The organism is Mammaliicoccus sciuri, assembly GCF_025561425.1.
Lineage (GTDB): Bacteria > Bacillota > Bacilli > Staphylococcales > Staphylococcaceae > Mammaliicoccus > Mammaliicoccus sciuri_A.
Genome location: NZ_CP094824.1, coordinates 1,958,612 through 1,982,720, shown reverse-complemented (window position 1 = coordinate 1,982,720; position 24,109 = coordinate 1,958,612). Strand labels below are relative to the sequence as shown.

The following is a 24,109-nucleotide window of genomic DNA, read 5'->3' as shown; positions in this document are numbered from 1 at the left end:
AATAGGCTAGGAGGTGACGATGATGTTTGTTGCGTTAGCATTTTTAATTTTATTTATAATCAGTTATATAGTGGATTTTAGACAATATAAAAATGTCTTCTTATTAGGGCTGTTCATCATCAGTTTAATGAGTACGGTATTGGTTGAAATCATTGTGCCAGCATTGGCTTTAAATTTAAATATTAATTACATTATCATAGCAAATATCATTTACTGTTTAATTGTAATTGTGGTTATGCTCTTAGCTTTATTAAATACTAAAAAGCGAATAGCAAATGAAGGGAAAATTGTAACAAACATGATTGTCATTGGTTACGGATCTTTCATCTTAATTAACTTTTTAATCATTGTTTTTAAACCGTATCTGTTAGTAGAATTATGGAACGGGTTGATATTAATTGCTATTTCTAGCTTGTTTTACTATTTAAATTTAATATTTATATTGCATAATTTATACGCTTGGATTGTGAGTGGCATTTCTAAAAGAAAGAAACAAGATTTTATTATTGTACTGGGTGCAGGCATTATAGGCGAAAAGGTAACACCACTTTTGAAAGCGAGATTGGATAAAGCGATTAAATTAAAACGAAAAAGTTTAGATACTAAAATGATTGTAAGTGGTGGTCAAGGTTCGGATGAAGCAATCAGTGAAGCTGAAGCGATGAGACGATATTTAGTGGAACAAGGCATACGTAATGAAGAAATTATAATGGAAGACAAATCAACTAATACAGAAGAGAATTTAGTGTTCTCTATGAAGATAATGGACACTTATAAACAACATGCACTTGCTACGATTGTTTCTAATCATTTTCATATTTTAAGAGCAGCATTTTTATCTAAGAAAGTTAAAATGAACGCAACTGTTACAGGTGGCTCATCGAAATCTTATTTCTATCCAAATGCATATATAAGAGAATATTTAGCAATCATTTATATGTTTAAAAAGACGCATGCACTTGTAATCATTATCTTATTAGCAGCAGTTGTTTCCTATACATTTTGGGGAATATAAACAACAACAAAGTCCCGTAGAGCACTTACTCTACGGGACTTTTAGCATCTTATTTATCTGGTGTCCATATTACAATATCTTCACCAGATTGGTTTTGTTGTTCGATATCTTGGAAACCGTGATTAACGAAGAAATCTTTAGATTGATTTCGTGCGATACATTTGATTGGTAAATCAAAATTCTTAGCATATTCTAATAATTGTTTACCATATCCTCTATCTTGATAATCTCTTAATACTTCTAGTTTCCATAAAATGAGGTAATCATTAAATGCTGGGAAGTATGTTTTTTCTACTTCATCTTGTTTATATAAACACATTCTTGCTACTAACTTGTCGCCAACATAAATACCGTAAAATGGTGAATCTGAACTAGCATCGATCATTTTTCCTTTTAATTCTTCAACCATATATAAACCTTCGTTTCCGAAGTTACGAAATTGTTCGAATGCTTCTTCAGTTTTGTAATTAATTTGTAAATGTTCTACTTTAGCCATGATAATCCCCCTTGTTCTTTCCTTAATTATACTTCATTTGAATAAAATTTTAAATTATAAGCCGTTAGATTGTTTTATTTAACTACAATCTTTATACTATTGATAGTAATTAATTTCGAAGGAGAAAGACTCGTATGGACTGTAAGAAGACTGTAATTGATCAACAAAATAGTTTTATAGAGAGATATACAAATCATAATACTGAAATTATAAACTTTTATGGATATAAACCAAGGGACCAATCTGAATTCGAAAGACGCTCGAATTTATCAGCTAATGGTAGAGAAGAAGCACTTTCAAAAGTCATATACAATTATATGTCTCAATTGGATTTAACGGATAAACAACTTGAAAACATTGAAAATTTAAAGCGTGGTCACAAAGTCATTATTGGTGGTCAACAAGCTGGACTCTTTACTGGTCCTTTATATACATTCCATAAAATCATTTCTATTATCGTTTTAGCTAACGAACAAAGTGAAAAATTAGATACGCCAGTTATTCCTGTTTTTTGGATAGCTGGGGAAGATCATGATTTTGATGAAGTGAATCATACATATGCGTATGATCGTATCTCAAGACAGTTAAATAAAGTGAAATATAGTACGTTAGAACCACCAGAAAAGAGTGTTTCTCATTATCATTTTGATAAAGCGTTGATTAAAGATGCTTTAAATGACATGTTCAGTTCTATTGGAGAAACTGTCCACTCTAAAGATATTCAATCATTGATTCATAAAGCGATCGAGTCTTCTGAATCATGGAGTGAAATTTTTAAAGTCATCACACATGAAGTGTTTAAAGAATATGGTTTGTTAATAATTGATGCAAATGATCCAGAACTAAGATCTTTAGAAGTACCATTCTTCAAGGAAATTATTGAAAAACATGAAGAAGTAGATTCAGCATTTAGAAATACACAAGACCAATTTGCTGAAGTTATTAAGAAACGTATGATTTTAACGGATGGTAATGTTCACTTATTCTATGAGCATGACGACAAAAGACAGCTCATTATGTACGAAGATGAAAAATTCTATTTAAATAAAGATACAGAAGTAACCTTTACTAAAGATGAATTGCTCAGTCTAGTAGAAGAGCGCCCTGAACGATTTTCTAATAATGTTGTAACTAGACCTTTAATGGAAGAATATTTATTTAATACATTAAGTTTCATAGGTGGGCCAAGTGAAATTATTTATTGGGGTGAACTGAAAGGTGTATTCGATTTATTTAATATTGAAATGCCTATTGTTACACCACGTATGCGTATTAGTTATTTAACGCAAGAAGCGAAAAAATGTATTGATAACTATAACTTAGATCTAGATACTGTACTAATAGATGGTATTCAAAACGATAAAGAGAAATTTATTAGAGCAAAAGCTTCTGATGAAGTCTTAAGAGAAATTGAAGAAATGAAAGAAAGCCAATCTCAATTTCATCAAAAACTGATTAAAGAAATTGGCGATGATTATCAAAACAGAAAATTAGTCGAAAAAAATAATCAAATCCATCAGCACCAATATCAATATTTAATAGATAGATATTTATTAAATGTTGAAAGAGAAAATGAAATTAGTATGAGACATTTCGAAATAGTGGAGCATACATTACATCCTCACCACGGATTACAAGAAAGAGTGTGGAATCCTATTCAAGTAATGAATCAATTTGGGATTACTATGTTCAGTCCCTCCACCTATCCACCACTTCGTTACACTTTTAAACATATAACGCTCGAACTATAGTCATAACTAGGATTAACACCCAATTTACGGAAACGTAAATTGGGTGTTTTTTTTACTATTTACACAAATTTTAAGAAATCTTGTATAAATAGTGGAGGATTGTGGGGGAATGTGGTAAATTATAAATAAGGTGAGGTGAGATAAAATGTTTATGGGTGAATACCAACATCAATTGGATACTAAAGGGCGTATGATAGTGCCTTCTAAATTCAGATATGATTTGAACGAACGTTTTATTATCACTAGAGGCCTAGATAAATGTTTGTTTGGCTACACACTTGAAGAGTGGGTGCGCATCGAAGAAAAACTCAAAACCTTACCTATTACAAAAAAAGATGCCCGTAAATTCATGAGAATGTTCTTCTCAGGTGCGATTGAAGTAGAACTAGACAAACAAGGACGTATTAACATCCCTCAAAATTTAAGAAGTTACGCTAATTTGAGTAAAGAATGTACTGTTATTGGTGTTTCTAACCGAATTGAAATATGGGATCGTTCTACGTGGAATGATTTTTATGATGAATCTGAAGACAATTTTGAGGACATTGCGGAAGATCTCATTGACTTTGATTTTTAGGAGTGAATTAAATGTTTCATCACGTATCCGTACTATTGAAAGAAACAGTAGATAAATTAGACATAAAACCAGATGGTACTTACGTTGATTGTACATTAGGTGGAGCTGGTCATAGTTTGTACCTAGTTGAACAATTGAATGACCAAGGCCGACTTATAGCAATCGATCAAGATGAAACAGCAATCGAACATGCTAAAGGTATCTTAAAGGACCATATGCATAAAGTAATTTTTGTACAAAACAACTTTAGAAATTTAGAACATATATTAGAAGAACTACATATTAGTAAAGTAGATGGTGTACTTTATGACCTTGGTGTATCTAGTCCACAACTCGACACGCCAGAAAGAGGATTTAGTTACCATTATGATGCTAAGTTAGACATGAGAATGGATCAATCACAATCTTTATCAGCTTATGAAGTGGTAAATGAATGGTCATATGAACAACTTGTCAAAATCTTTTTTAGATATGGTGAAGAGAAATTTTCAAAACAAATAGCTAGAAAGATTGAAGCAAGAAGAGAACAAGCACCTATAGAAACGACTTTCGAACTAGTGGATTTAATTAAAGAAGGTATTCCAGCAGCTAAGCGTAGAAAGGGTGGACACCCTGCTAAACGTGTATTCCAAGCAATTAGAATAGCAGTTAATGATGAATTAGGTGCGTTTGAAACATCTATAGAAGCGGCAATACAACACGTTAAAGTTGGCGGAAGAATTTCAGTTATTACATTCCATTCTTTAGAAGATCGTTTGTGTAAACAAGTCTTTCAAGAATATGAAAAAGGCCCAGATGTACCAAGGGGATTGCCGGTTATTCCGGAAGCGTACAAGCCGAAACTAAAGAGAGTAAACAAAAAACCAATTATTTCTGATGAACAAGAACTTGAGCATAACAATAGAGCGAGAAGTGCAAAGTTAAGAGTTGCGGAAATTTTGAAGTAAACAGAGGAGTGGCAATTGAATGGCAGTAGAAAGAGTATATCCGAATTATAGACCTGATGAGTGGCAAGAGCCACAACTCGAACCACAGAAGAAAAAAGTAAAAAAGGCCAAGGTAGTAGGAATATCGAGGATCGAAAAAGTCGTATACATATCATTAATAACTATGATTGCTTTGATAAGTATTTATATGCTATCTTTAAAAATGGATGCGTATAATAACAAGACACAAATCGCAGAATTAGACAGTAAAATTGAACAACAACAAACAACAAACAGTGATTTGAAGACGGAATCAATGAAACAATCGTCATACGAACGCATCTACGAAAAAGCTGAAGACTACGGTCTAAGGTTGAATAATGACAATGTAAAGGTAGTGCGTAGTGATGCCCAAAATTAAAATAAAGAAAAATAAAATAGGAGCAGTCCTCTTAGTAAGTTTTTTCGGACTGCTCTTTTTTATATTGGCCGTAAGATATTCGTATTTAATGATCAGTGGTCACTCAGCTGGTGAAGATTTAGCGTACAGGGCAAGTGAGAAATATTTAAGACAAACAGTCGCAGAACCTGAACGTGGGAAAATTTATGATCGTAATGGTAAAGTGCTTGCCGAAGATACAGATAGCTATAAATTAGTGGCAATATTAGATAAAAAAATGAGCGAAGGTAGCGATAAACCTCGACATGTAAAAGACAAGAAGAAAACTGCTAAAGCATTAGCTAAAATTCTTGATATGGATGAAGATGATATTTTAGATAAACTTAAAACTAAAAATGCCTTTCAAGTTGAGTTTGGTCAAAAAGGTAAAGATTTAACTTATAAACAAAAAACACAAATTGAAAAGCTTAAATTACCTGGACTGACGTTTGAAACGGAGAAAAAAAGATTTTATCCTAATGGTAACTTCGCATCTCATCTTATCGGTTTAGCAGATAAAGATCCAGATACAAATAAATTAAAAGGTGTATCGGGCGCTGAAAAAGTATTTGATAGCTATTTAAAAGGAAAAACGGGTAAAAACTCTTATAAGCAGGATATATGGGGTATGCTCGTACCGAATAGTGAAGATAATATTAAAGCGCAAAACGGTGATGATGTACATCTTACAATAGACTCTAATATTCAAGTCTTTGTTGAAAATGCTCTCGACGAAATGGTAGACCGCTATGAACCTAAAGATTTATTTGCGGTTGTCATGGATGCAAAAACTGGTGAAATTCTAGGTTACAGTCAGAGACCTACGTTTAATCCTGATACGAAAAAAGACTTCGGAAAAAAATGGGCGACTGATTTATATCAAAATACTTACGAACCAGGTTCAACATTCAAAACATATGGTCTAGCTGCAGCAATTGAAGAAGGTAAATTCGAACCAAACAAGAAATTTAAATCAGGTCATAGAGAAATAGATGGATTTAAAATTTATGATTGGAACGATGATGGTTGGGGAAATATTCCTATGACAACTGGATTTACATATTCAGCGAATACATTAATGATGAAACTTCAAGACTTAGTTGGTGCTGATAAAGCAAAGGCGTATTATGAGAAATTTGGTTTCGGTAAAAAGACAGGTGGCTTATTTGATAGTGAAGCGCCAGGGAATATTGCATTTGATAACGAACTTCAAAGAAAGACATCTTCATTTGGTCAGTCAACTACTGTAACACCAATCCAAATGTTGCAAGCTGAAACAGCTATTTTAAATCAAGGTAATATGCTTGAACCTTATTATGTAAAATCGATTCAAAACAAAGAAAGTAACGAAACGATTAAAAAAGGCGAGAAAAAAGTAGTTGGTAATCCAATATCTAAAGATACAGCCAAGAAGACAATGACTGAATTAGATAAAGTAGTAAATAGTAAAGAAAGTCATGCTACAAACTATAAAATAGATGGCTACCGAGTTGCAGGTAAGACCGGTACAGCTCAAGTGCCAGATACTAAAAATGGTGGCTATGTAGATGGTGCAAATCCTTATTTCGTAAGCTTTATGGGCTATGCGCCTGCTAAAGATCCTGAAGTGGTTGTTTATGCTGGTATGTCACTTGCACAAAAACGTGATCTAGAGGCATATGAATATGGTGTATCAAGAGGTTTCAATCCGATTATGGAAAATACATTGAAATATTTAGATGTAGAAGAAACTGAAGGTAAAGCTAAGACAAATGAATCAGATGTACCAGATGTTGTTAATATGAGTACACAAAAAGCAACTGATGCAATAAAAGGTAAAAAACTTGAGCCAATTGTAATTGGTAAAGGTGATAAAATTAAGAAACAAATACCGCTTAAAGGTAAAAATGTCCAAGATAAAGAAAGAATTTTACTCGTTACAGACGGTGAAATGACAATGCCAGATACTGAAAATTGGACTAAACGAGACTTATTGAAATTACAAGAAGCGACAGGTATTGAAGTAGAATCAGAAGGTTCTGGTTATGTTTCTGAGCAATCTGTCAGTCAGAACCAAACAATTAAATCTGGTACTAAAGTTAAGTTTACACTTTCTAGCAATCATCCGAATGGTGATGATTCAATAGGACAAGTTCCAGATGATGAAGAAACATCTAAAGATGAAAGCAAAAGTAAAGATGATAAAAAAGATAGTAAAGAAGAAAAAACAGCTAGTGAATCATAAATCACAGGATGATAGATAATATACAAAAGAAAAGGTGAACAATTATGAATTTTACGCTACCTGTCATTGCGTTTTTATTGACTTTGATACTTGTACCCGTTTTAATTCCAACACTTAAAAAATTAAAATTTGGGCAAAGTATTCGAGAAGAAGGACCTAAGAGTCATATGAAGAAAACAGGAACACCAACTATGGGTGGATTAACGTTCTTATTATCAACAATTGTTGTAACAATCATTGCGTTATTCTATGTTGAGCAAGTAGGTCCACTCATTCTGTTATTATTTGTAACACTAGGTTTTGGACTTATTGGTTTTATAGACGATTATATTATTGTCGTTAAAAAAAATAACCAAGGTTTAACAAGTAAACAAAAATTCTTAGCTCAAATTGCGATAGCCGTTGTATTCTATATCGTGAGTGTTATATTACCAAATTATGAATTTGAAACAGCTATCAACATTCCGTTTACAGATTGGTCATTACCATTGTCTGTTTTCTACATTATATTCATAGTATTTTGGCAAGTTGGATTCAGTAATGCTGTGAACTTAACAGATGGATTAGATGGTCTTTCAACTGGTTTATCCATCATTGCATTTGGTTTTTACGCGGCACTATCATTTATTCTTGATAAACCAGAAATAGGGTTATTCTGTTTAGTGATGCTTGCAAGTTTATTTGGATTTTTAATTTACAACAAGTACCCAGCAAAAGTGTTCATGGGAGATACTGGAAGCTTAGCGCTTGGTGGTATTTTCGCAACGATTTCAATCATGCTTAACCAAGAAATAACATTATTATTGATCGGTTTAGTATTTGTAATTGAAACATTATCAGTTATGTTACAAGTAACGTCATTCAAGCTTACAGGAAAAAGAATATTTAAAATGAGCCCATTGCATCACCATTTCGAATTAGTTGGTTGGAGTGAATGGAAAATAGTATTAGTATTCTGGGCTACAGGTATCGTTACTGGTGCAATTGGTTTATGGATAGGGGTAATGTAATATGAAAGCATATGATGCATTAAAAGAGAAGCCTGTTCTTATTTTAGGTTTAGCAAAAAGTGGATATGAAAGTGCAAAGTTATGCCATAAATTAGGTGCTGAAGTAACGGTCAATGATGGTAAAGATTTATCATCTGATCCGCATGCACTTGAATTAGAGCAACAAGGGATACGTGTGATCAGTGGTGAACATCCACTTTCATTACTTGATAATAAGCCGTTAATTGTAAAAAACCCTGGTATACCTTACAATATTCCACTATTGCAAGAAGCGATGAATCAAGGATTGGATATCATAACAGAAGTTGAATTAAGTTATTACATTTCAGAAGCACCTATTATTGGTATTACAGGTACAAATGGTAAAACAACGGTGACTTCTTTAATAGGCGATATGTTTGGTAATAGTAAAGTAAATGGTCAAGTTTCCGGAAATATTGGTGTAGTTGCATCAAAAGTTGCACAAGAGGTTACGAAAGACGATTATCTTATTACTGAACTATCTTCATTCCAACTTTTAGGAACAATCCATTATCGTCCGCATATCGCGATTGTTACAAATATTTATTCGGCACATTTGGATTATCACGGTAGTTTAGAAGAATACCAGAATGCTAAGAAAAATATTTTTAAGAATCAAACCGAAGACGATTATTTAATTTTTAACTATGAGCAAAGACATTTAATTGATACAGATGATATTAAATCTAAAATATTATATTTCTCAACTAATCAAAAAGTGAATGGCATTTATATTGAAGATGATTATGTCGTATATAACGGCATAAGAATTATCAATACGCACGATATTGTATTACCTGGTAAACATAATTTAGAAAATGTACTTGTAGCTGTATTAGCTGCACTATTATCAGGTGTTGACGTGAAGTCAGTTGTACATACTTTAACAACATTCTCAGGTATTAAACATAGACTTCAATATGTTGGGAATAATAGAGGTAATAAGTATTACAATGATTCTAAAGCTACGAATACTTTAGCGACACGATTTGCTTTAAGTTCATTTAATTCGCCAATCATTTGGTTATGTGGTGGATTAGATAGAGGGAATGACTTTGATGATTTAATACCATATATGGATAATGTCCGTTTGATGGTTACATTTGGTGAAACAAAAGACAAATTAAAAATGTTAGGTGCGAGTCAAGGTAAAGAAGTCTTGCAAGCAAATGACGTTAAAGATGCGGTTAATTTGATTCAAGATTATATACAATCTAATGATGTTGTCTTACTATCACCAGCGTGTGCGAGCTGGGATCAATATGATACATTTGAAGCGCGTGGCGATGAGTTTATTGAAAGTTTCCAAAAACATTTACCAACATTTTAGAAATTGTGAAAAAAAGGAGTGACAACCGTGAATAAAAGTTCTGATAACAATGATGATATATTGCAATTTGAAACGACTACGGAAGATGAACGATTAGAAATTTTGAAGAAAAAAAGAGAACGTAGACGTCAAATTCAATTAGGTGTATTCATAGGTGTTATACTCCTTGTTATCTTGATTTTACTGTACATGTTTACAGACATCAGTAAAGTTGATCAAGTGGACATTAAAGGTGAAGAAATCGTATCTAAAAACGATATTGAAAAAGCTTTAGATATCAAAAAAGATTCTCGAATATACAATATTCCAGTAAGTGATATGAAATCGAAAATCGAAAAAATTGGAGGCGTTAAAAGTGCTGAAATTAAACGTCATTTCCCAAATGATTTAACGGTTAATGTAAATGAATATGAAACGATTGGCTTAGTTAAAGAGAAAAAACGTTACTTACCATTATTAGAAAACGGAAAAACAATTAAACATTTATCAACAGATTTACCAATTGATGTTCCGATTTTGAATGACTTTAGTTCTAAAAAGTTAGATAAGATGATTCCTGAATTGAAAAAGGTTAAACCTAAAGTTAAAGCGATGATATCGGAAATTAATTATAAGCCAGGTGAGAACAATCAGAATAGAATCCAACTATTTATGACAGATAATGTAGAAGTTGTTGGAGATATTCAAACTTTTGCGAATAAAATCAACTATTATCCGAGTATTTCTGATAAATTAGAGAGAGACAATTCTGGAGCGCTCAAAACGCCTGGATTTTTAGATTTACAAGTTGGTGTGACATTCTTACCGTATGAAACAGAAGAACAACAAAAAGAGCGTTCAGAAAAAGAATCAAAACAAGATGAAAGTAATAAAAAAGAACAGAAAAAATTAGACCAAGCATTACAAGATTTATCTAAAGAATTGGATAAATCTGGAGAAGAACCAAAATCAACTGAGAAATCAGAAGAATAAGTAAAAAAATCAATAAATAAACCTATAATTAGTTCACATTAAATCAAGTATCATGTAAACTAATAATAGTTAAATTTGATTATCATGTGTTAGAGGAGGTGCCTATCGATGGAGGAACATTATTATATTAGTTTAGATATAGGTTCATCGAGTGTAAAAGTAATAGTAGGAGAAAAATTTCATAATGGCATTAACGTGATAGGTACAGGGCAAACTTATACGAATGGTATAAGAAATGGTTGTATAGATGATTTTGATATCGCTAAACAAGCAATTAAAGATACAATCAAAAAAGCAGCAATTGCTTCTGGAATAGATATTAAAGAAGTATTTTTAAAAATGCCTATCGTGAATACAGAGATTTACGACGAAAAATTTGAAATACCTTTTGATGGTACAGAAACTGAAATAAATGGCAGTCATATAGAATCAGTATTAGAGGGCATTAGAGAATTGAATGATGTACCCGAAACTGAAGTCATTGGTGTATTCCCAATGAAATTTATTGTAGATGACTTACATGAAGTTTCTGATCCTAAAGAGATGGTTGCAACGCAATCATTAAAAGTAGAAGCAGGTGTTATCGCAACATCAAAATCATTATTAATCAACATCATTAAATGTGTTGAATCTTGTGGAGTAGATGTATTAGAAGTATTTTCTGATGCTTATAACTATCAATCTATTTTATCTCCAACAGAAGTTGAACTTGGTGCTTGCGTCATTGATATTGGTGAAGATTTAACGCAAGTAGGTTTTTATGAAAGAGGCAATTTAGTTGATGCTGATACGATTGAAATGGCAGGTAGAAGCATAACAACAGATATTGCGAAATCATTAAATACTACATATGACAATGCCGAGAAGATTAAACAACAATATGGACATGCATTCTACGACTCTGCATCAGATCAAGATGTCTTTAGTGTTGAACAAATTAACGAAGATGGTCACGCACAATTCACTCAAAAAGAATTAAGTGAAATTATTGAATCAAGAGTAGAAGAAATTTTCTTTGAAATATTTGATTTATTACAAGATATGGGTATTACAAATGTTAACGGTGGATTTATCGTAACAGGTGGTACTTCAAACCTACTTGGTATTAAAGAATTATTACAAGATATGGTTAATGAAAAAGTACGTGTACATACACCATCTCAAATGGGTATACGTAAACCTGAGTTTACTTCTAGTATATCTACTATATCTAGTGGAATTAACTTTGATGAGCTACTAGATTATGTTACAATGAATAATTATGACGTTGATAATGTCGAAGAAGAAACATACGAAGTAGAAACTCAAGAAACTAAAGCTAAACCGTATGAACAATGGTTTAAAAAGAAATCAAACAAAAACAATGATGCAAAAGCTTCAAATTCTGATCATGATAGAGTCTCCGAATCAGAATATGATTCGGAAAGTCAAGAAGAGAAGCCAAGTGTATTAAAAAAATTAATGAAATCGTTATTTGATTGATGGGTCATAAAGATTAGGAGGATAATAAATGTTAGAATTTGAGCAAGGGTTTAATCATTTAGCTACTTTAAAAGTAATTGGTGTTGGTGGTGGCGGTAATAACGCTGTTAACCGTATGATAGATCATGGAATGAACAATGTAGAATTTATTTCTATTAATACAGATGGTCAAGCTTTAAACTTATCTAAAGCTTCATCTAAAATTCAAATTGGTGAAAAATTAACACGTGGATTAGGTGCAGGTGCAAACCCAGAAATCGGTAAAAAAGCTGCTGAAGAATCACGTGAACAAATAGAAGATGCTATTCAAGGCGCTGACATGGTATTCGTTACTGCTGGTATGGGTGGCGGAACTGGTACAGGTGCTGCACCAGTTGTTGCTAAAATTGCAAAAGAAATGGGTGCATTAACTGTTGGTGTTGTTACACGTCCATTTAGCTTTGAGGGACGTAAACGTCAAACTCAAGCTGCTGCTGGTGTAGAATCTATGAAAGCTGCAGTAGATACATTAATCGTTATTCCTAATGATCGTCTTTTAGATATCGTTGATAAATCAACACCTATGATGGAAGCATTCAAAGAAGCAGATAATGTATTACGTCAAGGTGTACAAGGTATCTCTGACTTAATCGCTGTATCTGGTGAAGTTAACTTAGACTTTGCTGACGTTAAGACTATTATGTCTAACCAAGGTTCAGCATTAATGGGTATCGGTGTATCTTCTGGTGAAAATAGAGCAATCGAAGCTGCTAAAAAAGCCATTTCTTCACCATTATTAGAAACTTCAATCGTTGGTGCACAAGGTGTCTTAATGAACATTACAGGTGGAGAGTCACTTTCACTATTTGAAGCTCAAGAAGCAGCAGATATTGTTCAAGATGCAGCAGACGAAGATGTTAATATGATTTTTGGTACAGTTATTAACCCAGAATTACAAGACGAATTAGTCGTTACAGTAATTGCTACTGGATTTAATGACAAACCTTCTAATGCTCGTAAACCACAAGGTGGCGGAGCATTTGGTGGAACTACAGAAGAACCTGCTTCTAAAAGAGAAGAAGGAGAATCACTAGGAAGAAAAGCTTCATTTGAAAATAAATCAGCAAATGAATCAACTGATGATAGTGATATTCCAAGTTTCATTCGAAATAGAGAAGATAGACGTTCTAGACGCTCTAGACGATAAATGAACTTAAAAAGTCATCAGGCTAAGTCCTGATGACTTTTTTTGTTAGGAGAGATGAAATGAAAGAGATTTTTAATCAACACAATCATTATTTATCATATGAAGCCGATGACAGAAATGATTTAACGATAGGTATTACAACTCGTCAAGGTGGATATAGTCCATATCCGGAGAATGCTTTTAATATGGCGCGATATATCAATGACGATCCAGATAATATTTCAAAGCATCAGCAAATATTAGCCAATGAAATTAATTTTAGTTGTGACAATTGGGTATTTCCAATTCAAACACATGAGAATAAAGTTCGAGAAGTATCTTCAGAGGATAAAGGTACAAATATCAATGCATTAACTGAGGAACTTCATGGAATAGATGGACTTTACACTTATGAGTCTGCCCTATTATTAACGATGTGCTTTGCAGATTGTGTACCAATCTATTTATATGATAAGCAAAATGGTTATATTGGTCTTTGTCATTCCGGATGGAGAGGTACGCATTCCCAAATTATTAAAGAGATGATTGAACAATATAACGACGACGTTTCTAATTTGAGAGTTGTTATAGGACCATCCACATCTGACAGTTACGAAATTAACGAAGACATTTATCAAAAGTTCAAAACATTACCAATAGACTCTGAAGGGTACATTGTACAAAGAGGACAAGATAGATACGGCATAGATTTAAAACAAGCAAATGCACTACTTGCCATACATTATGGCGTTAATCCTGAACATATCGTTAAGACAAATCATTGTACGGCTAGTGAAACAGATTTATTCTTCTCATATAGAGTAGAAAAAAGGCAAACTGGTAGAATGCTTGCATTTATAGGTAGAAAGTAGGTATAGATTTGAAATCAGTAAAAGAAAATTTAGTAGAAATCAATTCACAAATTTGTAACAGTAGCGAAGAATCAGAATTTAATACGGCGCCTCAAGTGATTGTTGTGACAAAATATGTTACAATAGACCGAGCTAAAGAAGCTTATGAAGCAGGCTTGAAAAACTTTGGAGAAAATCGTATTGAAGGATTTTTGGAAAAGAAAAATCATCTTCCTGATGATGCTATCATGCATTTTATTGGATCATTACAAACAAGAAAAGTAAAAGACATCATTAATGAAATTGATTATTTACATGCATTAGATAGATTAAAATTAGCTAAAGAAATTGAAAAACGTGCTGAACATGTTGTAAAATGCTTTGTTCAAGTGAATGTTTCGGGAGAAGAATCTAAACATGGCTTTTCGCCTGATGATGTTATCCCATTTATTCATGAGCTTAAGGATTTTAAACATATTGAAATAGTTGGTTTAATGACTATGGCACCATTAACTGAAGACAAAATAAAATTAAGACAATATTTTAACCAACTAAGATTATCGAAAGAGAAAGTACAATCCTTAAACTTATCATATGCACCTTGCACTGAATTATCTATGGGCATGAGCAATGATTTCAATGAAGCAATATTAGAAGGTGCTTCTTATGTAAGAATTGGTACAAAATTAGTTGGCGAATAGGAGTGTAATTTATGGCAATTAAAGATGTATTTAAAGGCTTTTTCGTAGTCGATGAAGAAGAAGAAGTATACGAAGAGCCACAAAGAGAACAAACAAAAGCACCACAAAAAGAAACATCTATACAAGAACAAAAACCAAAACAACAGTCTTTAAAAAGTGTACCAACACAAAAATCGAATACAACTAGATACCAATCACAACGTTCTCGTGATTTTAAAAAACCTGAAAGGAAAGAGGCCATGACTGAGAAACGTACAAATTCATCTCAAACGAATGTCGTTAGTATGAGCGGGAATATGGATTTTGCGCAAAGTTCAAAAATGTGCTTATTTGAACCAAGAGTATTTTCAGATACGCAGGATATCGCCGATGAACTTAAAAATAGACGTACAACATTAGTAAACTTACAACGCATTGACAAAGTATCAGCTAAAAGAATTATAGACTTCTTGAGTGGTACTGTTTATGCGATTGGTGGAGATATAAGACGTGTGGGAACAGACATCTTCTTATGTACACCTGATAATGTTGAAGTAGCAGGATCAATTACTGAACAATTAGAACAAGTTGAACCTTATCAAGAATAGAGGAAATTAAGATATGGATAGTGGACTATTAAGTACGATATTAGGCTTTGTATTATTCGTCGTTAAAATTTATCAATATGGTATGATCGTTTATTTCCTTACATCATGGTTACCAGGCCTTAGGGAAGGCGCATTTGGACAATTTTTAGGGAAAATATATGAACCATTTTTAGAACCATTTAGAAAAATTATCCCACCATTAGGTATGTTAGACATATCGTCATTAGTGGCATTTATAACGTTAAGTTTATTCTATGTTGGTTTAGTTAATATATTTAATATGATTGTACCTGTAATGCCAATATTATAATTAAACGATAAATGACAGTAGGGTGAGACGCAATGTCACATCCTATTTTTTATTGAATTAGAGGTGTCAAAATGGATATATATCAACACTTTAGAAAAGAAGAAAAAGAGATTATTGATTTATTTTTAAATAGGTGTGAAGTTGCTGAACGAAATTATCAACCTGTATTAACAGAGTTTCTGGACCCTAGAGAACAATTTATTTTACAAACAATCGTAGGTGGCTTCGACGATTTAAATGTACATTACTTTGGTGGGAATGAAGAATCAGAAAGAAAACGTGCAATCGTCGCACCTGATTATTTTGAACCGACTGAAGCGGATTATGAGATGGTGCTTATTGAGCTTACTTATCCTTCAAAATTTGTTAAATTGACGCATCGTAATGTATTAGGTACGATCATGTCGCTTGGTATTGATAGAAATCAACTAGGGGATATTATTGTTAATGACCGTATACAGTTTGTTTTGACAAAGAGAGTTGAATCGTATATTATGATGGAATTAACAAAGATTAAAGGTGCTGGAATCAAATTGAGTTCTATTCCATTCCAAAATATGATACAATCAAGTGAGAATTGGCAGACACATGACGCAACTGTAAGTGCATTAAGATTGGATGTAATCATTAAACACCTTACAAATACGAGTAGAACAATTAGTAAGAAATTGATTGAAAGTAAACGCGTTAAAGTCAATCATAGAGAAATCGAACAAGTAGACTTTATAGTCGAAGAAAATGATTTGATCTCTATTAAAGGATATGGACGTGCGAAGATCATTCAAAATAATGGAACTTCAAAAAAAGGCAAGATAAGAATAGCTTATCGAACATTGTTTAAATAGTGCTGAGGAGGAAAACTTATGGCATTTACCCCAGAGGAAATCAAACAAAAAGAATTTAGTAGAGTTCATAAAGGATTAGATGAAACTGAAGTACGTGGATATCTACAAACTTTAAGTGATGAAATTGAAAAATTAAAATCAGATAAAGCGCATTTACAAAGTATTATAGATGATAAAGAAGAGAATATTAGTCGATTCAAAGCAGTCGAAAATACAATTTCTGACGTGTTATTACAAGCGCAAAAAACAAGTGAAGAAACGAAACATACTGCTGTTTTAAAAGCAGATGCTATTATTAAAGAAGCAGAAGGACGTTCTGATCAAATCGTAAATGATGCACTTCAAAAAGCGCGTCATATCAGTTTCCAAACTGAAGATATGAAACGTCAATCTAAAGTCTTTCGTTCACGTTTCCGCATGTTAGTTGAAGCGCAATTAGATTTATTGAAAAATGAAGATTGGGATTATTTATTGAATTATGATGTCGATCAACAAAAAGTTACTGAAGAAAATATTGACATTTTGAACAAAGAAGAAGAAAATAATCAAGAACAGATAAATAATCAAGCAGTTAAAAGTGAAGAGGACAAGTCTGAAGAATAAACGAATTGAGAAGCGAGTTAGGGATAGTGAGAGCCTAATAAATTCATTTCTTTAGGTATCACCTGTTTACGAATATGATATATGTTTAATGAGTGAACTCTAAGTTGAGTTAATAAGGGTGGTACCGCGATGTATGTCGTCCCTATTATTTCAGCTTAGAGTTTTTTTATATTATTTTTATTAAGAAGGAGATTAAGACTTATGGATTACAAAGATACGTTACTTATGCCTAAAACAAGTTTTCCAATGAGAGGTGGTTTACCAAATAAAGAACCACAAATTCAAGAAGAGTGGAAAGAAAAAGATTTATACAATAAAATTTTAGAAAAAAATAAAGGTAATACACCATTTATTCTTCATGATGGTCCTCCATATGCTAATGGTAATTTACACATGGGTCACGCATTAAATAAAATTTTGAAAGATATCATCGTTAGACAAAAAGCAATGTCTGGATATTACGCACCTTACGTACCAGGTTGGGATACACATGGTTTACCAATCGAGCAAGCTTTAACAAACAAAGGTGTTAAAAGAAAAGAAATGTCAGTTGCTGAATTCAGAGAAAAATGTAAAGAATTTGCATTAGAACAAATTGAATTACAAAAAGCTGATTTCAGACGTTTAGGTGTAAACGGTGATTGGGATAATCCATATATTACGTTAAAACCTGAGTTTGAAGCGGCACAAATAAGAGTATTCGGTGAAATGGCTGCTAAAGGTTTAATCTATAAAGGTAAAAAACCAGTTTACTGGTCTCCTTCAAGTGAATCTTCATTAGCTGAAGCTGAAATTGAATACCAAGATAAAAAATCACCTTCAATCTATGTAGCATTTAATGTAGTAGATGGTAAAGGTGTTGTAGATGAAGATACAGCATTTATTATTTGGACAACAACTCCATGGACAATTCCATCAAACTTAGCAATTGCTGTTAATCCTAAATTGAACTACGTACAAGTAAATGTAGAAGGCAAAAAATACGTTGTTGCCCAAGCACTTCTTGATTCAGTTTGTGAAGCATTAGACTGGAATAAAGAAACAATTACTATTGATAAAGAATTCAGTGGAGCTGAATTAGAATATGCAACAGCACAACATCCATTTATCGATCGTACTTCATTATTAATTTTAGGTGACCACGTTACAACTGATGCAGGTACAGGTTGCGTTCATACAGCACCAGGTCACGGTGAAGATGACTATATCGTTGGTCAAAAATATGGTCTAGGTGTACTTAGTCCAATTAATGATAAAGGTGTATTCACTGAAGAAGCAGGAGAATTTGAAGGTCTATTCTATGATAAAGCTAATAAAAATATCACTGAAAAATTAGACGAAGTTCGCGCATTATTAAAACTTACATTCTTCAAACATTCATATCCACATGACTGGAGAACTAAAAAACCAGTTATTTTCAGAGCTACTGAACAATGGTTCGCTTCAATCAGTAAAGTAAGACAAGATATTTTAGATGCAATTGATGATACGAAGTTTAAAATCGATTGGGGTAAAACACGTCTTTACAATATGATCAGAGATAGAGGAGAATGGGTTATCTCTCGTCAAAGAGTATGGGGTGTACCTCTACCAGTCTTCTACGCTGAAAATGGCGATATTATCATGACTGAAGAAACAATTAATCATGTTGCAAATCTATTCGAACAACACGGTTCGAATATTTGGTTTGAAAGAGAAGCGAAAGACTTATTACCAGAAGGCTTTACGCATGAAGGTAGCCCAAATGGTGAATTCACTAAAGAAACAGATATTATGGACGTATGGTTCGATTCAGGTTCAACTCATAGAGGTGTGTTAGAAACACGTCCAGAATTATCATACCCAGCTGATATTTATTTAGAAGGTAGTGACCAATACAGAGGTTGGTTTAACTCATCAATCACAACATCAGTAGCAACTAAAGGTATCTCACCATACAAAATGTTACTTTCTCACGGTTTCGTAATGGACGGAGAAGGTAAGAAAATGAGTAAATCATTAGGTAACGTTATCGTTCCTGATAAAATTGTGAAACAAATGGGTGCAGATATCGCAAGATTATGGGTAAGTAGTGTAGACTACTTAGCAGACGTACGTATCTCAAACGATATCTTAAAACAAACTTCTGATGTATATCGTAAAATTAGAAATACATTCCGTTTCTTATTAGGTAATGTGAATGATTTCAATCCAGCAACAGATAGTGTGAAATACGAAGATATGCTTGAAATCGATCAATATATGCACAATAGATTAAATCAATTTATTGGCCGTACATTATCTCACTATGAAGCATTCGACTATCTAGATATTTATCAAGATATTCAAAACTTCATTAACGTAGAATTAAGTAACTTCTACTTAGACTATGGTAAAGATATCCTTTATATCGAACAAGTAGATTCATTAAAACGTCGTAGTATGCAAACAGTGCTTTATGAAACATTAGTTAAATTAACTAAAATCTTAGCACCAATCATTCCACATACAGCTGATGAAATTTGGGGACATATTCCACATGTTGAAGAAGAAAGTGTTCATTTAACAAATATGCCAGACCCTCTTGAAGTTGATACAGAATTAGTGGAAAAATGGTCTAAACTGATGAAATTAAGAGACGATGTTAACAGAGCATTAGAAGTTGCACGTAATGAAAAAGTAATCGGTAAATCATTAGAAGCACACATCACATTATCTAATTCAGAAGACTTTGATACAGTTGAATTCTTAAGTCAATTCCAAGACTTACAACAACTCTTCATTGTATCTAAAGTAGATGTCGTTGATGAATTAACAGACGGCGAAGAATATGAATATGTGAAAGTTAAAGTAAAACACGCTGACGGAGAAAAATGTCAACGCTGTTGGAACTATTCAGACGAACTAGGCTCAGTAGGTGAATTAGATAACCTATGCCCACGCTGTCAAGCTGTTGTTAAAACATTAGTATAAATTTAAAAATCATAAAACGAACTCACGAGATAAATTTCTCGTGAGTTTTTTTGTGAAAAAAAGTATGTATAACGCATTTTATATCAGGCATAATTTAATACAATAAATGTAAAAAATATATTGAATGGTAAAAATTTACATTGTATAATATCCTTAATTAATCTGAGGTATAAATTTCTTCAATACAGATAAAATATAGGCGATAAAAAAATAAACCGAAATATAAGAAAGTTATATGAAGGTTAAAAATTGAAGAGGAGTGATAATTGAATGTGTAGTAGGTAGTAAATGCATCAATATAATTTATGGCTTCATCTTATTTTTAATACGGTCTAATAAGCTTTCATTTTTATACTAAAATTTATTGAGTATATTTTCTAAGTGTTATGGAAAGAGGTGTATGATGAAGAAGTTTGTATTTATAATCATACTTATGTTTATAATCAACATCTCTATACTTAGTAATCAAGCCTTTGCAGAAGAAAATAACCAATCAGATAGAACAGTTCCAAATGCTAATGTAAAAGAAAATTATATACCAAATAATGATCAAAATAATCTTGAAAAAGAAGACTTAATTACTAATTTAAATATAGATAAAAGTTTAAATAAAGATGTTGAACATATTAAGAATGAAGAAGCAAAAAATCCTACAGATAATCGCACGAATAAAAAAGTATTAGTAACAAAGCATGGAAAAATTACAAGTAATAATACAGAAAAGTATAAATCTCTAAAAAAAGAAAAAAATAAGAATGATAAAGCTTATATAGTACCCAATAATATTGAATTAACAACAGTTAAAAACATTGTAAAAGAAGAAAACGATAAGGCGAATCAAAATAAGCAACCTGTTGTTAAGAATGAAGTTGTAAATAAAGTAAGTGATACCTCGCACTACGATACAGTTATTGATACGGATGATCGGAAAAAGGTCGAAAATATAAATAAAGCACCATATAATTCAATTGTTTATGTAAGATCCTACCTTGATGAATATTCATCTGTAGCAGGTACAGGGTTTATAATTGACGATTACGCAGTGTTAACTGCTGCTCATGTTATAGAAAACCATGAATTTGATATTAAGAGGATTACGATTAATGCAGGTTATCAAAATAAAAATGCAACTTTAGGTACTGCCAAAGTAATCAAAAAATATGTTTTACCAGAATGGATAAAATACGGTTCTAAATACTATGATATAGGTTTAGTTATTATGGATAGACCTTTAGGTAAAGAAATAGGAAAATTAAAAATTACTGATAAAACGGCATTGAATCAATGGGTTACAACATCTGGTTATCCTGGTAGAACTGAAACAAATGTGAATAAGATTGAGACTGGAAATCAATATTATAATTCAGGTAGGATTGTCAGAATAACAGATGATCTTTTGTATTATGATTTTGACACCGAAAAAGGACAAAGCGGTTCTCCAGTATACAATTATAAAAACGAAGTTGTTGCAATTCATACTATGAGTTTTGATGACAAATCTACTTATAAATACAATTCAGGATTAAGACTAGCTGCTGATAAAATTAAAATCATCAATCAATGGAAAGATGAATTGAAATTTAAAGAATATCATAAACTTATTTATATTAGAAATGAAAACGCAAAAATATGGAGTGACTTAAACTTAGTACGATTTACTGTTAATAATACAAAAGAAAACGGAAGATATTTTAGAACAGAAAATTTATATACAGATTCATTAGGTGGAAAATATGCTTTAATTATGGATAAAAATAGTGAATTTTTAGGCTTTATATCTAGTGATGATTATATTGAAATAACGCCTACAATCAGATATAAAGACGTTCAATTAAATAGAAGAGATATAAAAACATACTAAGATTAGTAGCGAAGTAATCTACGACGGTAGATGAGCTTCGCTACTTTTTTATATTCTTTATCTTACCGTTGATAGTTATTTTAAGAATATGAAATAGTAGAAGAGAGAAGTACTCCGAATAGATTTTAGGGTCAAAGAATCCGTAATAAAAACTGGAGAACTTCACTCTCCTTATGAATTCGATTTTAGTATGTTGGGTCCACTGAGATCGTGTACAGGAAAATGAACTAAGTAAGGTTCAGTGAAGTTAAAACTTCTTAAATTAGAAGATTAGGAGTGGTTTTTATCGAATATTTTGGAATAGATGTTGGAAAAGGAAAGAGTTTTATTGCACATTATTCAAACAATGAATTTGTTAAAGAATTTGAAATTACCCATGATAATAATGGTTTTGATTCACTAAAGAAATATATAAAGAATTTCTCAGGAGTATATTTCTTGTTTGAAGCTACTGGTATATATTCAAAAGTATTGGAGAAATTTTGTACCGTTAATAAGATTTCGTTTTGTGTAATTAACCCTCTAGAGGCAAAATTACTAACTAATTCTTTAAGAAACTGGAAAACAGATAAATCTGATGCACATAAACTTGCTGTTTTAGCTAAAAATATAAACAAAAAACCTTCTAGAAATTTATTGGAAGAAAAGTATGTAAAAATTAGAGAGCTGACAAGATACTATGAAGAAATTAACAATCAACAAAATTACTTAAAAAACCAATTGATTCAGTTACTAGATATGACTTTTCCAGAATTACAAAACCTATTTAAGGACAGATATTCAAAATTGGCTTTACAAGTAGCTAGTAAGTTCCCACATCCGGACTTTGTTGATTCTAATGATATAGAAGAACTAAAAAAGATAATTAATAGTTGTACAGAAAAAAATCTATCAGAGAAAAAGAAAGCACAATATGCAAATAAACTCGTAGAGTTCTCTATGGTCAGTTATCCTTCTGTTTCTAAAGATTCATTTTTAACAGATAAATTAGTTTATGTGATTGAAGATTTATTAAGCCTAATGAAACGGCATGCTTCTATAAAACAAAGATTATTAATGTTAGCTGAAGAATTTGAAGAATTTAAAATAATTAAATCTATTCCTGGCATTGGTGATTTAACTGCCATAATGATTATTGGCGAATTAGGTGATATCAAATCCCTTGATTCTCATAAACAATTGAATGCATATGTAGGCATTGATATAAAAAGATATCAGTCTGGTAAAACGCATTTTAAAGATAAAATTAACAAACGTGGAAACAAACATGCTAGATCATTATTTTACTTAATCATTAAAAATTTTCTGTTGGGTCAAAGGTTATTTAAAAATCATATTATCGACTATTATTACAAATTAAAAAAGCAGCCTAATGGCAAAGGCCACAAGACTGCATCAGTAGCTTGCATTAACAAACTACTTAAAACCATTCATTATCTCGTAATAAATAATAAAGAATATGATTATCACTTGTCTCCACACGGATAATATATTCATCTAAATCATAACATATTGAAAAAATTATTAAATAATAAAGGCTTATTTAGTGATGCCAATTTTAAATATTTTTTACTACGTAGTAGTTGACAAATCGTAGGAAATATCTAGGAATATTTTCAATGATAATAAAAGTAACTTTTTATTACCGTTTAATGGATATTATAAAGTGAAAGGAATATATAATTTACCAAATCGAGAAATAATGTATAAATTGTATGATCAGAATAATAATATGCTTGGATACGTCAATAACTATAATGTCCATGAAATAGAATTTAAACCCTATAATAAAACAATAGAAATCGTAACAACTGATTTTACACTGATGCAAGATATTTATATTAAAAAGTATATAAATCCCAATAGTATGTACCATCATAAATATACTGCCAAGACCATGTACACTGACAATGATAATAATATATTCCTAAAAATCTACGACAAAAATAAATTTATAGGATTATAAACAAAGATGCCACTAAAATAATAGA

At 31.8% G+C, this 24,109-nt stretch carries 21 protein-coding genes; 20 read left to right on the top strand and 1 reads right to left on the bottom strand.

The genetic code is table 11. The features are described from left to right. Positions 1-19: 19 nt before the first annotated feature. The gene (locus MUA60_RS10330; protein ID WP_262648169.1) at positions 20-1,015 is read left to right on the top strand and encodes a YdcF family protein; all 996 of its coding nucleotides are present in this window, start codon (positions 20-22) and stop codon (positions 1,013-1,015) included. Positions 1,016-1,064: 49 nt separating this feature from the next. Here MUA60_RS10330 and MUA60_RS10325 read toward each other — a convergent pair whose 3' ends face one another. Further along, on the bottom strand, positions 1,065-1,511 hold the full coding sequence (locus MUA60_RS10325) for an N-acetyltransferase (protein ID WP_262648168.1): 447 nt from the start codon (positions 1,509-1,511) through the stop codon (positions 1,065-1,067). Positions 1,512-1,645: 134 nt separating this feature from the next. On the opposite strand from MUA60_RS10325, the gene bshC reads away from it, so the two are divergent. The 19 genes from bshC (at position 1,646) to MUA60_RS10230 (ending at position 23,606) form a co-directional block, all read left to right on the top strand. After that, the gene (bshC, locus tag MUA60_RS10320) at positions 1,646-3,262 is read left to right on the top strand and encodes a bacillithiol biosynthesis cysteine-adding enzyme BshC (RefSeq protein ID WP_262648167.1); all 1,617 of its coding nucleotides are present in this window, start codon (positions 1,646-1,648) and stop codon (positions 3,260-3,262) included. Between the two features lie 145 nt (positions 3,263-3,407). Then, positions 3,408-3,839 (top strand): division/cell wall cluster transcriptional repressor MraZ, encoded by a 432-nt coding sequence (mraZ, locus tag MUA60_RS10315; RefSeq protein WP_262648166.1) that lies wholly within the window; start codon positions 3,408-3,410, stop codon positions 3,837-3,839. Between the two features lie 11 nt (positions 3,840-3,850). Further along, entirely contained in the window at positions 3,851-4,786 is a 936-nt protein-coding gene (rsmH, locus tag MUA60_RS10310) for a 16S rRNA (cytosine(1402)-N(4))-methyltransferase RsmH (RefSeq protein ID WP_037587526.1), read from the top strand. A gap of 19 nt (positions 4,787-4,805) precedes the next feature. After that, complete coding sequence (gene ftsL, locus MUA60_RS10305) at positions 4,806-5,186, top strand: cell division protein FtsL (protein WP_262648165.1); 381 nt, start codon at positions 4,806-4,808, stop codon at positions 5,184-5,186. Then, the gene (locus MUA60_RS10300; protein ID WP_262648164.1) at positions 5,173-7,428 is read left to right on the top strand and encodes a penicillin-binding protein; all 2,256 of its coding nucleotides are present in this window, start codon (positions 5,173-5,175) and stop codon (positions 7,426-7,428) included. Before ftsL ends, MUA60_RS10300 begins: the two co-directional genes overlap by 14 nt. A 44-nt stretch (positions 7,429-7,472) precedes the next feature. Beyond that, the gene (mraY, locus tag MUA60_RS10295) at positions 7,473-8,438 is read left to right on the top strand and encodes a phospho-N-acetylmuramoyl-pentapeptide-transferase (RefSeq protein WP_025904604.1); all 966 of its coding nucleotides are present in this window, start codon (positions 7,473-7,475) and stop codon (positions 8,436-8,438) included. Position 8,439: 1 nt separating this feature from the next. Next, on the top strand, positions 8,440-9,789 hold the full coding sequence (gene murD, locus MUA60_RS10290) for a UDP-N-acetylmuramoyl-L-alanine--D-glutamate ligase (RefSeq protein WP_262648163.1): 1,350 nt from the start codon (positions 8,440-8,442) through the stop codon (positions 9,787-9,789). A 27-nt stretch (positions 9,790-9,816) separates the two neighbouring features. Beyond that, entirely contained in the window at positions 9,817-10,761 is a 945-nt protein-coding gene (locus MUA60_RS10285; protein ID WP_262648162.1) for a cell division protein FtsQ/DivIB, read from the top strand. Between the two features lie 108 nt (positions 10,762-10,869). Then, positions 10,870-12,243: a cell division protein FtsA gene (gene ftsA, locus MUA60_RS10280; protein WP_262648161.1), complete on the top strand. Its 1,374-nt coding sequence runs from the start codon at positions 10,870-10,872 to the stop codon at positions 12,241-12,243. 28 nt (positions 12,244-12,271) lie between these two features. Continuing rightward, positions 12,272-13,429: a cell division protein FtsZ gene (ftsZ, locus tag MUA60_RS10275; RefSeq protein ID WP_037587538.1), complete on the top strand. Its 1,158-nt coding sequence runs from the start codon at positions 12,272-12,274 to the stop codon at positions 13,427-13,429. Between the two features lie 59 nt (positions 13,430-13,488). Further along, on the top strand, positions 13,489-14,280 hold the full coding sequence (gene pgeF, locus MUA60_RS10270; protein ID WP_262648160.1) for a peptidoglycan editing factor PgeF: 792 nt from the start codon (positions 13,489-13,491) through the stop codon (positions 14,278-14,280). 8 nt (positions 14,281-14,288) lie between these two features. Then, positions 14,289-14,960: a YggS family pyridoxal phosphate-dependent enzyme gene (locus MUA60_RS10265; protein ID WP_262648159.1), complete on the top strand. Its 672-nt coding sequence runs from the start codon at positions 14,289-14,291 to the stop codon at positions 14,958-14,960. A gap of 11 nt (positions 14,961-14,971) precedes the next feature. Next, positions 14,972-15,547 (top strand): cell division protein SepF, encoded by a 576-nt coding sequence (locus MUA60_RS10260; protein WP_262648158.1) that lies wholly within the window; start codon positions 14,972-14,974, stop codon positions 15,545-15,547. A 13-nt stretch (positions 15,548-15,560) separates the two neighbouring features. After that, positions 15,561-15,857, top strand: a complete 297-nt coding sequence (locus MUA60_RS10255) for a YggT family protein (RefSeq protein WP_262648157.1) — start codon at positions 15,561-15,563, stop codon at positions 15,855-15,857. Between the two features lie 71 nt (positions 15,858-15,928). Continuing rightward, a complete protein-coding gene (locus MUA60_RS10250; protein WP_262648156.1) occupies positions 15,929-16,702 on the top strand; it encodes a YlmH family RNA-binding protein in 774 nt (257 codons plus the stop codon). An 18-nt stretch (positions 16,703-16,720) separates the two neighbouring features. Further along, positions 16,721-17,305 carry a DivIVA domain-containing protein gene (locus MUA60_RS10245; RefSeq protein ID WP_025904594.1) on the top strand — a complete coding sequence of 195 codons (585 nt, stop codon included), beginning with the start codon at positions 16,721-16,723 and terminating at the stop codon, positions 17,303-17,305. 201 nt (positions 17,306-17,506) lie between these two features. Next, entirely contained in the window at positions 17,507-20,257 is a 2,751-nt protein-coding gene (ileS, locus tag MUA60_RS10240; protein ID WP_262648155.1) for an isoleucine--tRNA ligase, read from the top strand. Between the two features lie 403 nt (positions 20,258-20,660). Then, entirely contained in the window at positions 20,661-22,118 is a 1,458-nt protein-coding gene (locus MUA60_RS10235) for a trypsin-like serine peptidase (RefSeq protein ID WP_262648154.1), read from the top strand. A 276-nt stretch (positions 22,119-22,394) separates the two neighbouring features. Continuing rightward, the gene (locus MUA60_RS10230) at positions 22,395-23,606 is read left to right on the top strand and encodes an IS110 family RNA-guided transposase (protein WP_262648153.1); all 1,212 of its coding nucleotides are present in this window, start codon (positions 22,395-22,397) and stop codon (positions 23,604-23,606) included. The last annotated feature ends 503 nt before the right edge of the window (positions 23,607-24,109 follow it).

What these genes read in the sequence shown, in the direction of transcription:
- MUA60_RS10330 (WP_262648169.1), top strand. Translation starts at nt 20, where the DNA reads ATGATGTTTGTTGCGTTAGCATTTTTAATTTTATTTATAATCAGTTAT.
- MUA60_RS10325 (WP_262648168.1), bottom strand. Translation starts at nt 1,511, where the DNA reads ATGGCTAAAGTAGAACATTTACAAATTAATTACAAAACTGAAGAAGCA.
- bshC (WP_262648167.1), top strand. Translation starts at nt 1,646, where the DNA reads ATGGACTGTAAGAAGACTGTAATTGATCAACAAAATAGTTTTATAGAG.
- mraZ (WP_262648166.1), top strand. Translation starts at nt 3,408, where the DNA reads ATGTTTATGGGTGAATACCAACATCAATTGGATACTAAAGGGCGTATG.
- rsmH (WP_037587526.1), top strand. Translation starts at nt 3,851, where the DNA reads ATGTTTCATCACGTATCCGTACTATTGAAAGAAACAGTAGATAAATTA.
- ftsL (WP_262648165.1), top strand. Translation starts at nt 4,806, where the DNA reads ATGGCAGTAGAAAGAGTATATCCGAATTATAGACCTGATGAGTGGCAA.
- MUA60_RS10300 (WP_262648164.1), top strand. Translation starts at nt 5,173, where the DNA reads ATGCCCAAAATTAAAATAAAGAAAAATAAAATAGGAGCAGTCCTCTTA.
- mraY (WP_025904604.1), top strand. Translation starts at nt 7,473, where the DNA reads ATGAATTTTACGCTACCTGTCATTGCGTTTTTATTGACTTTGATACTT.
- murD (WP_262648163.1), top strand. Translation starts at nt 8,440, where the DNA reads ATGAAAGCATATGATGCATTAAAAGAGAAGCCTGTTCTTATTTTAGGT.
- ftsA (WP_262648161.1), top strand. Translation starts at nt 10,870, where the DNA reads ATGGAGGAACATTATTATATTAGTTTAGATATAGGTTCATCGAGTGTA.
- ftsZ (WP_037587538.1), top strand. Translation starts at nt 12,272, where the DNA reads ATGTTAGAATTTGAGCAAGGGTTTAATCATTTAGCTACTTTAAAAGTA.
- pgeF (WP_262648160.1), top strand. Translation starts at nt 13,489, where the DNA reads ATGAAAGAGATTTTTAATCAACACAATCATTATTTATCATATGAAGCC.
- MUA60_RS10260 (WP_262648158.1), top strand. Translation starts at nt 14,972, where the DNA reads ATGGCAATTAAAGATGTATTTAAAGGCTTTTTCGTAGTCGATGAAGAA.
- MUA60_RS10255 (WP_262648157.1), top strand. Translation starts at nt 15,561, where the DNA reads ATGGATAGTGGACTATTAAGTACGATATTAGGCTTTGTATTATTCGTC.
- MUA60_RS10250 (WP_262648156.1), top strand. Translation starts at nt 15,929, where the DNA reads ATGGATATATATCAACACTTTAGAAAAGAAGAAAAAGAGATTATTGAT.
- MUA60_RS10245 (WP_025904594.1), top strand. Translation starts at nt 16,721, where the DNA reads ATGGCATTTACCCCAGAGGAAATCAAACAAAAAGAATTTAGTAGAGTT.
- ileS (WP_262648155.1), top strand. Translation starts at nt 17,507, where the DNA reads ATGGATTACAAAGATACGTTACTTATGCCTAAAACAAGTTTTCCAATG.
- MUA60_RS10235 (WP_262648154.1), top strand. Translation starts at nt 20,661, where the DNA reads ATGAAGAAGTTTGTATTTATAATCATACTTATGTTTATAATCAACATC.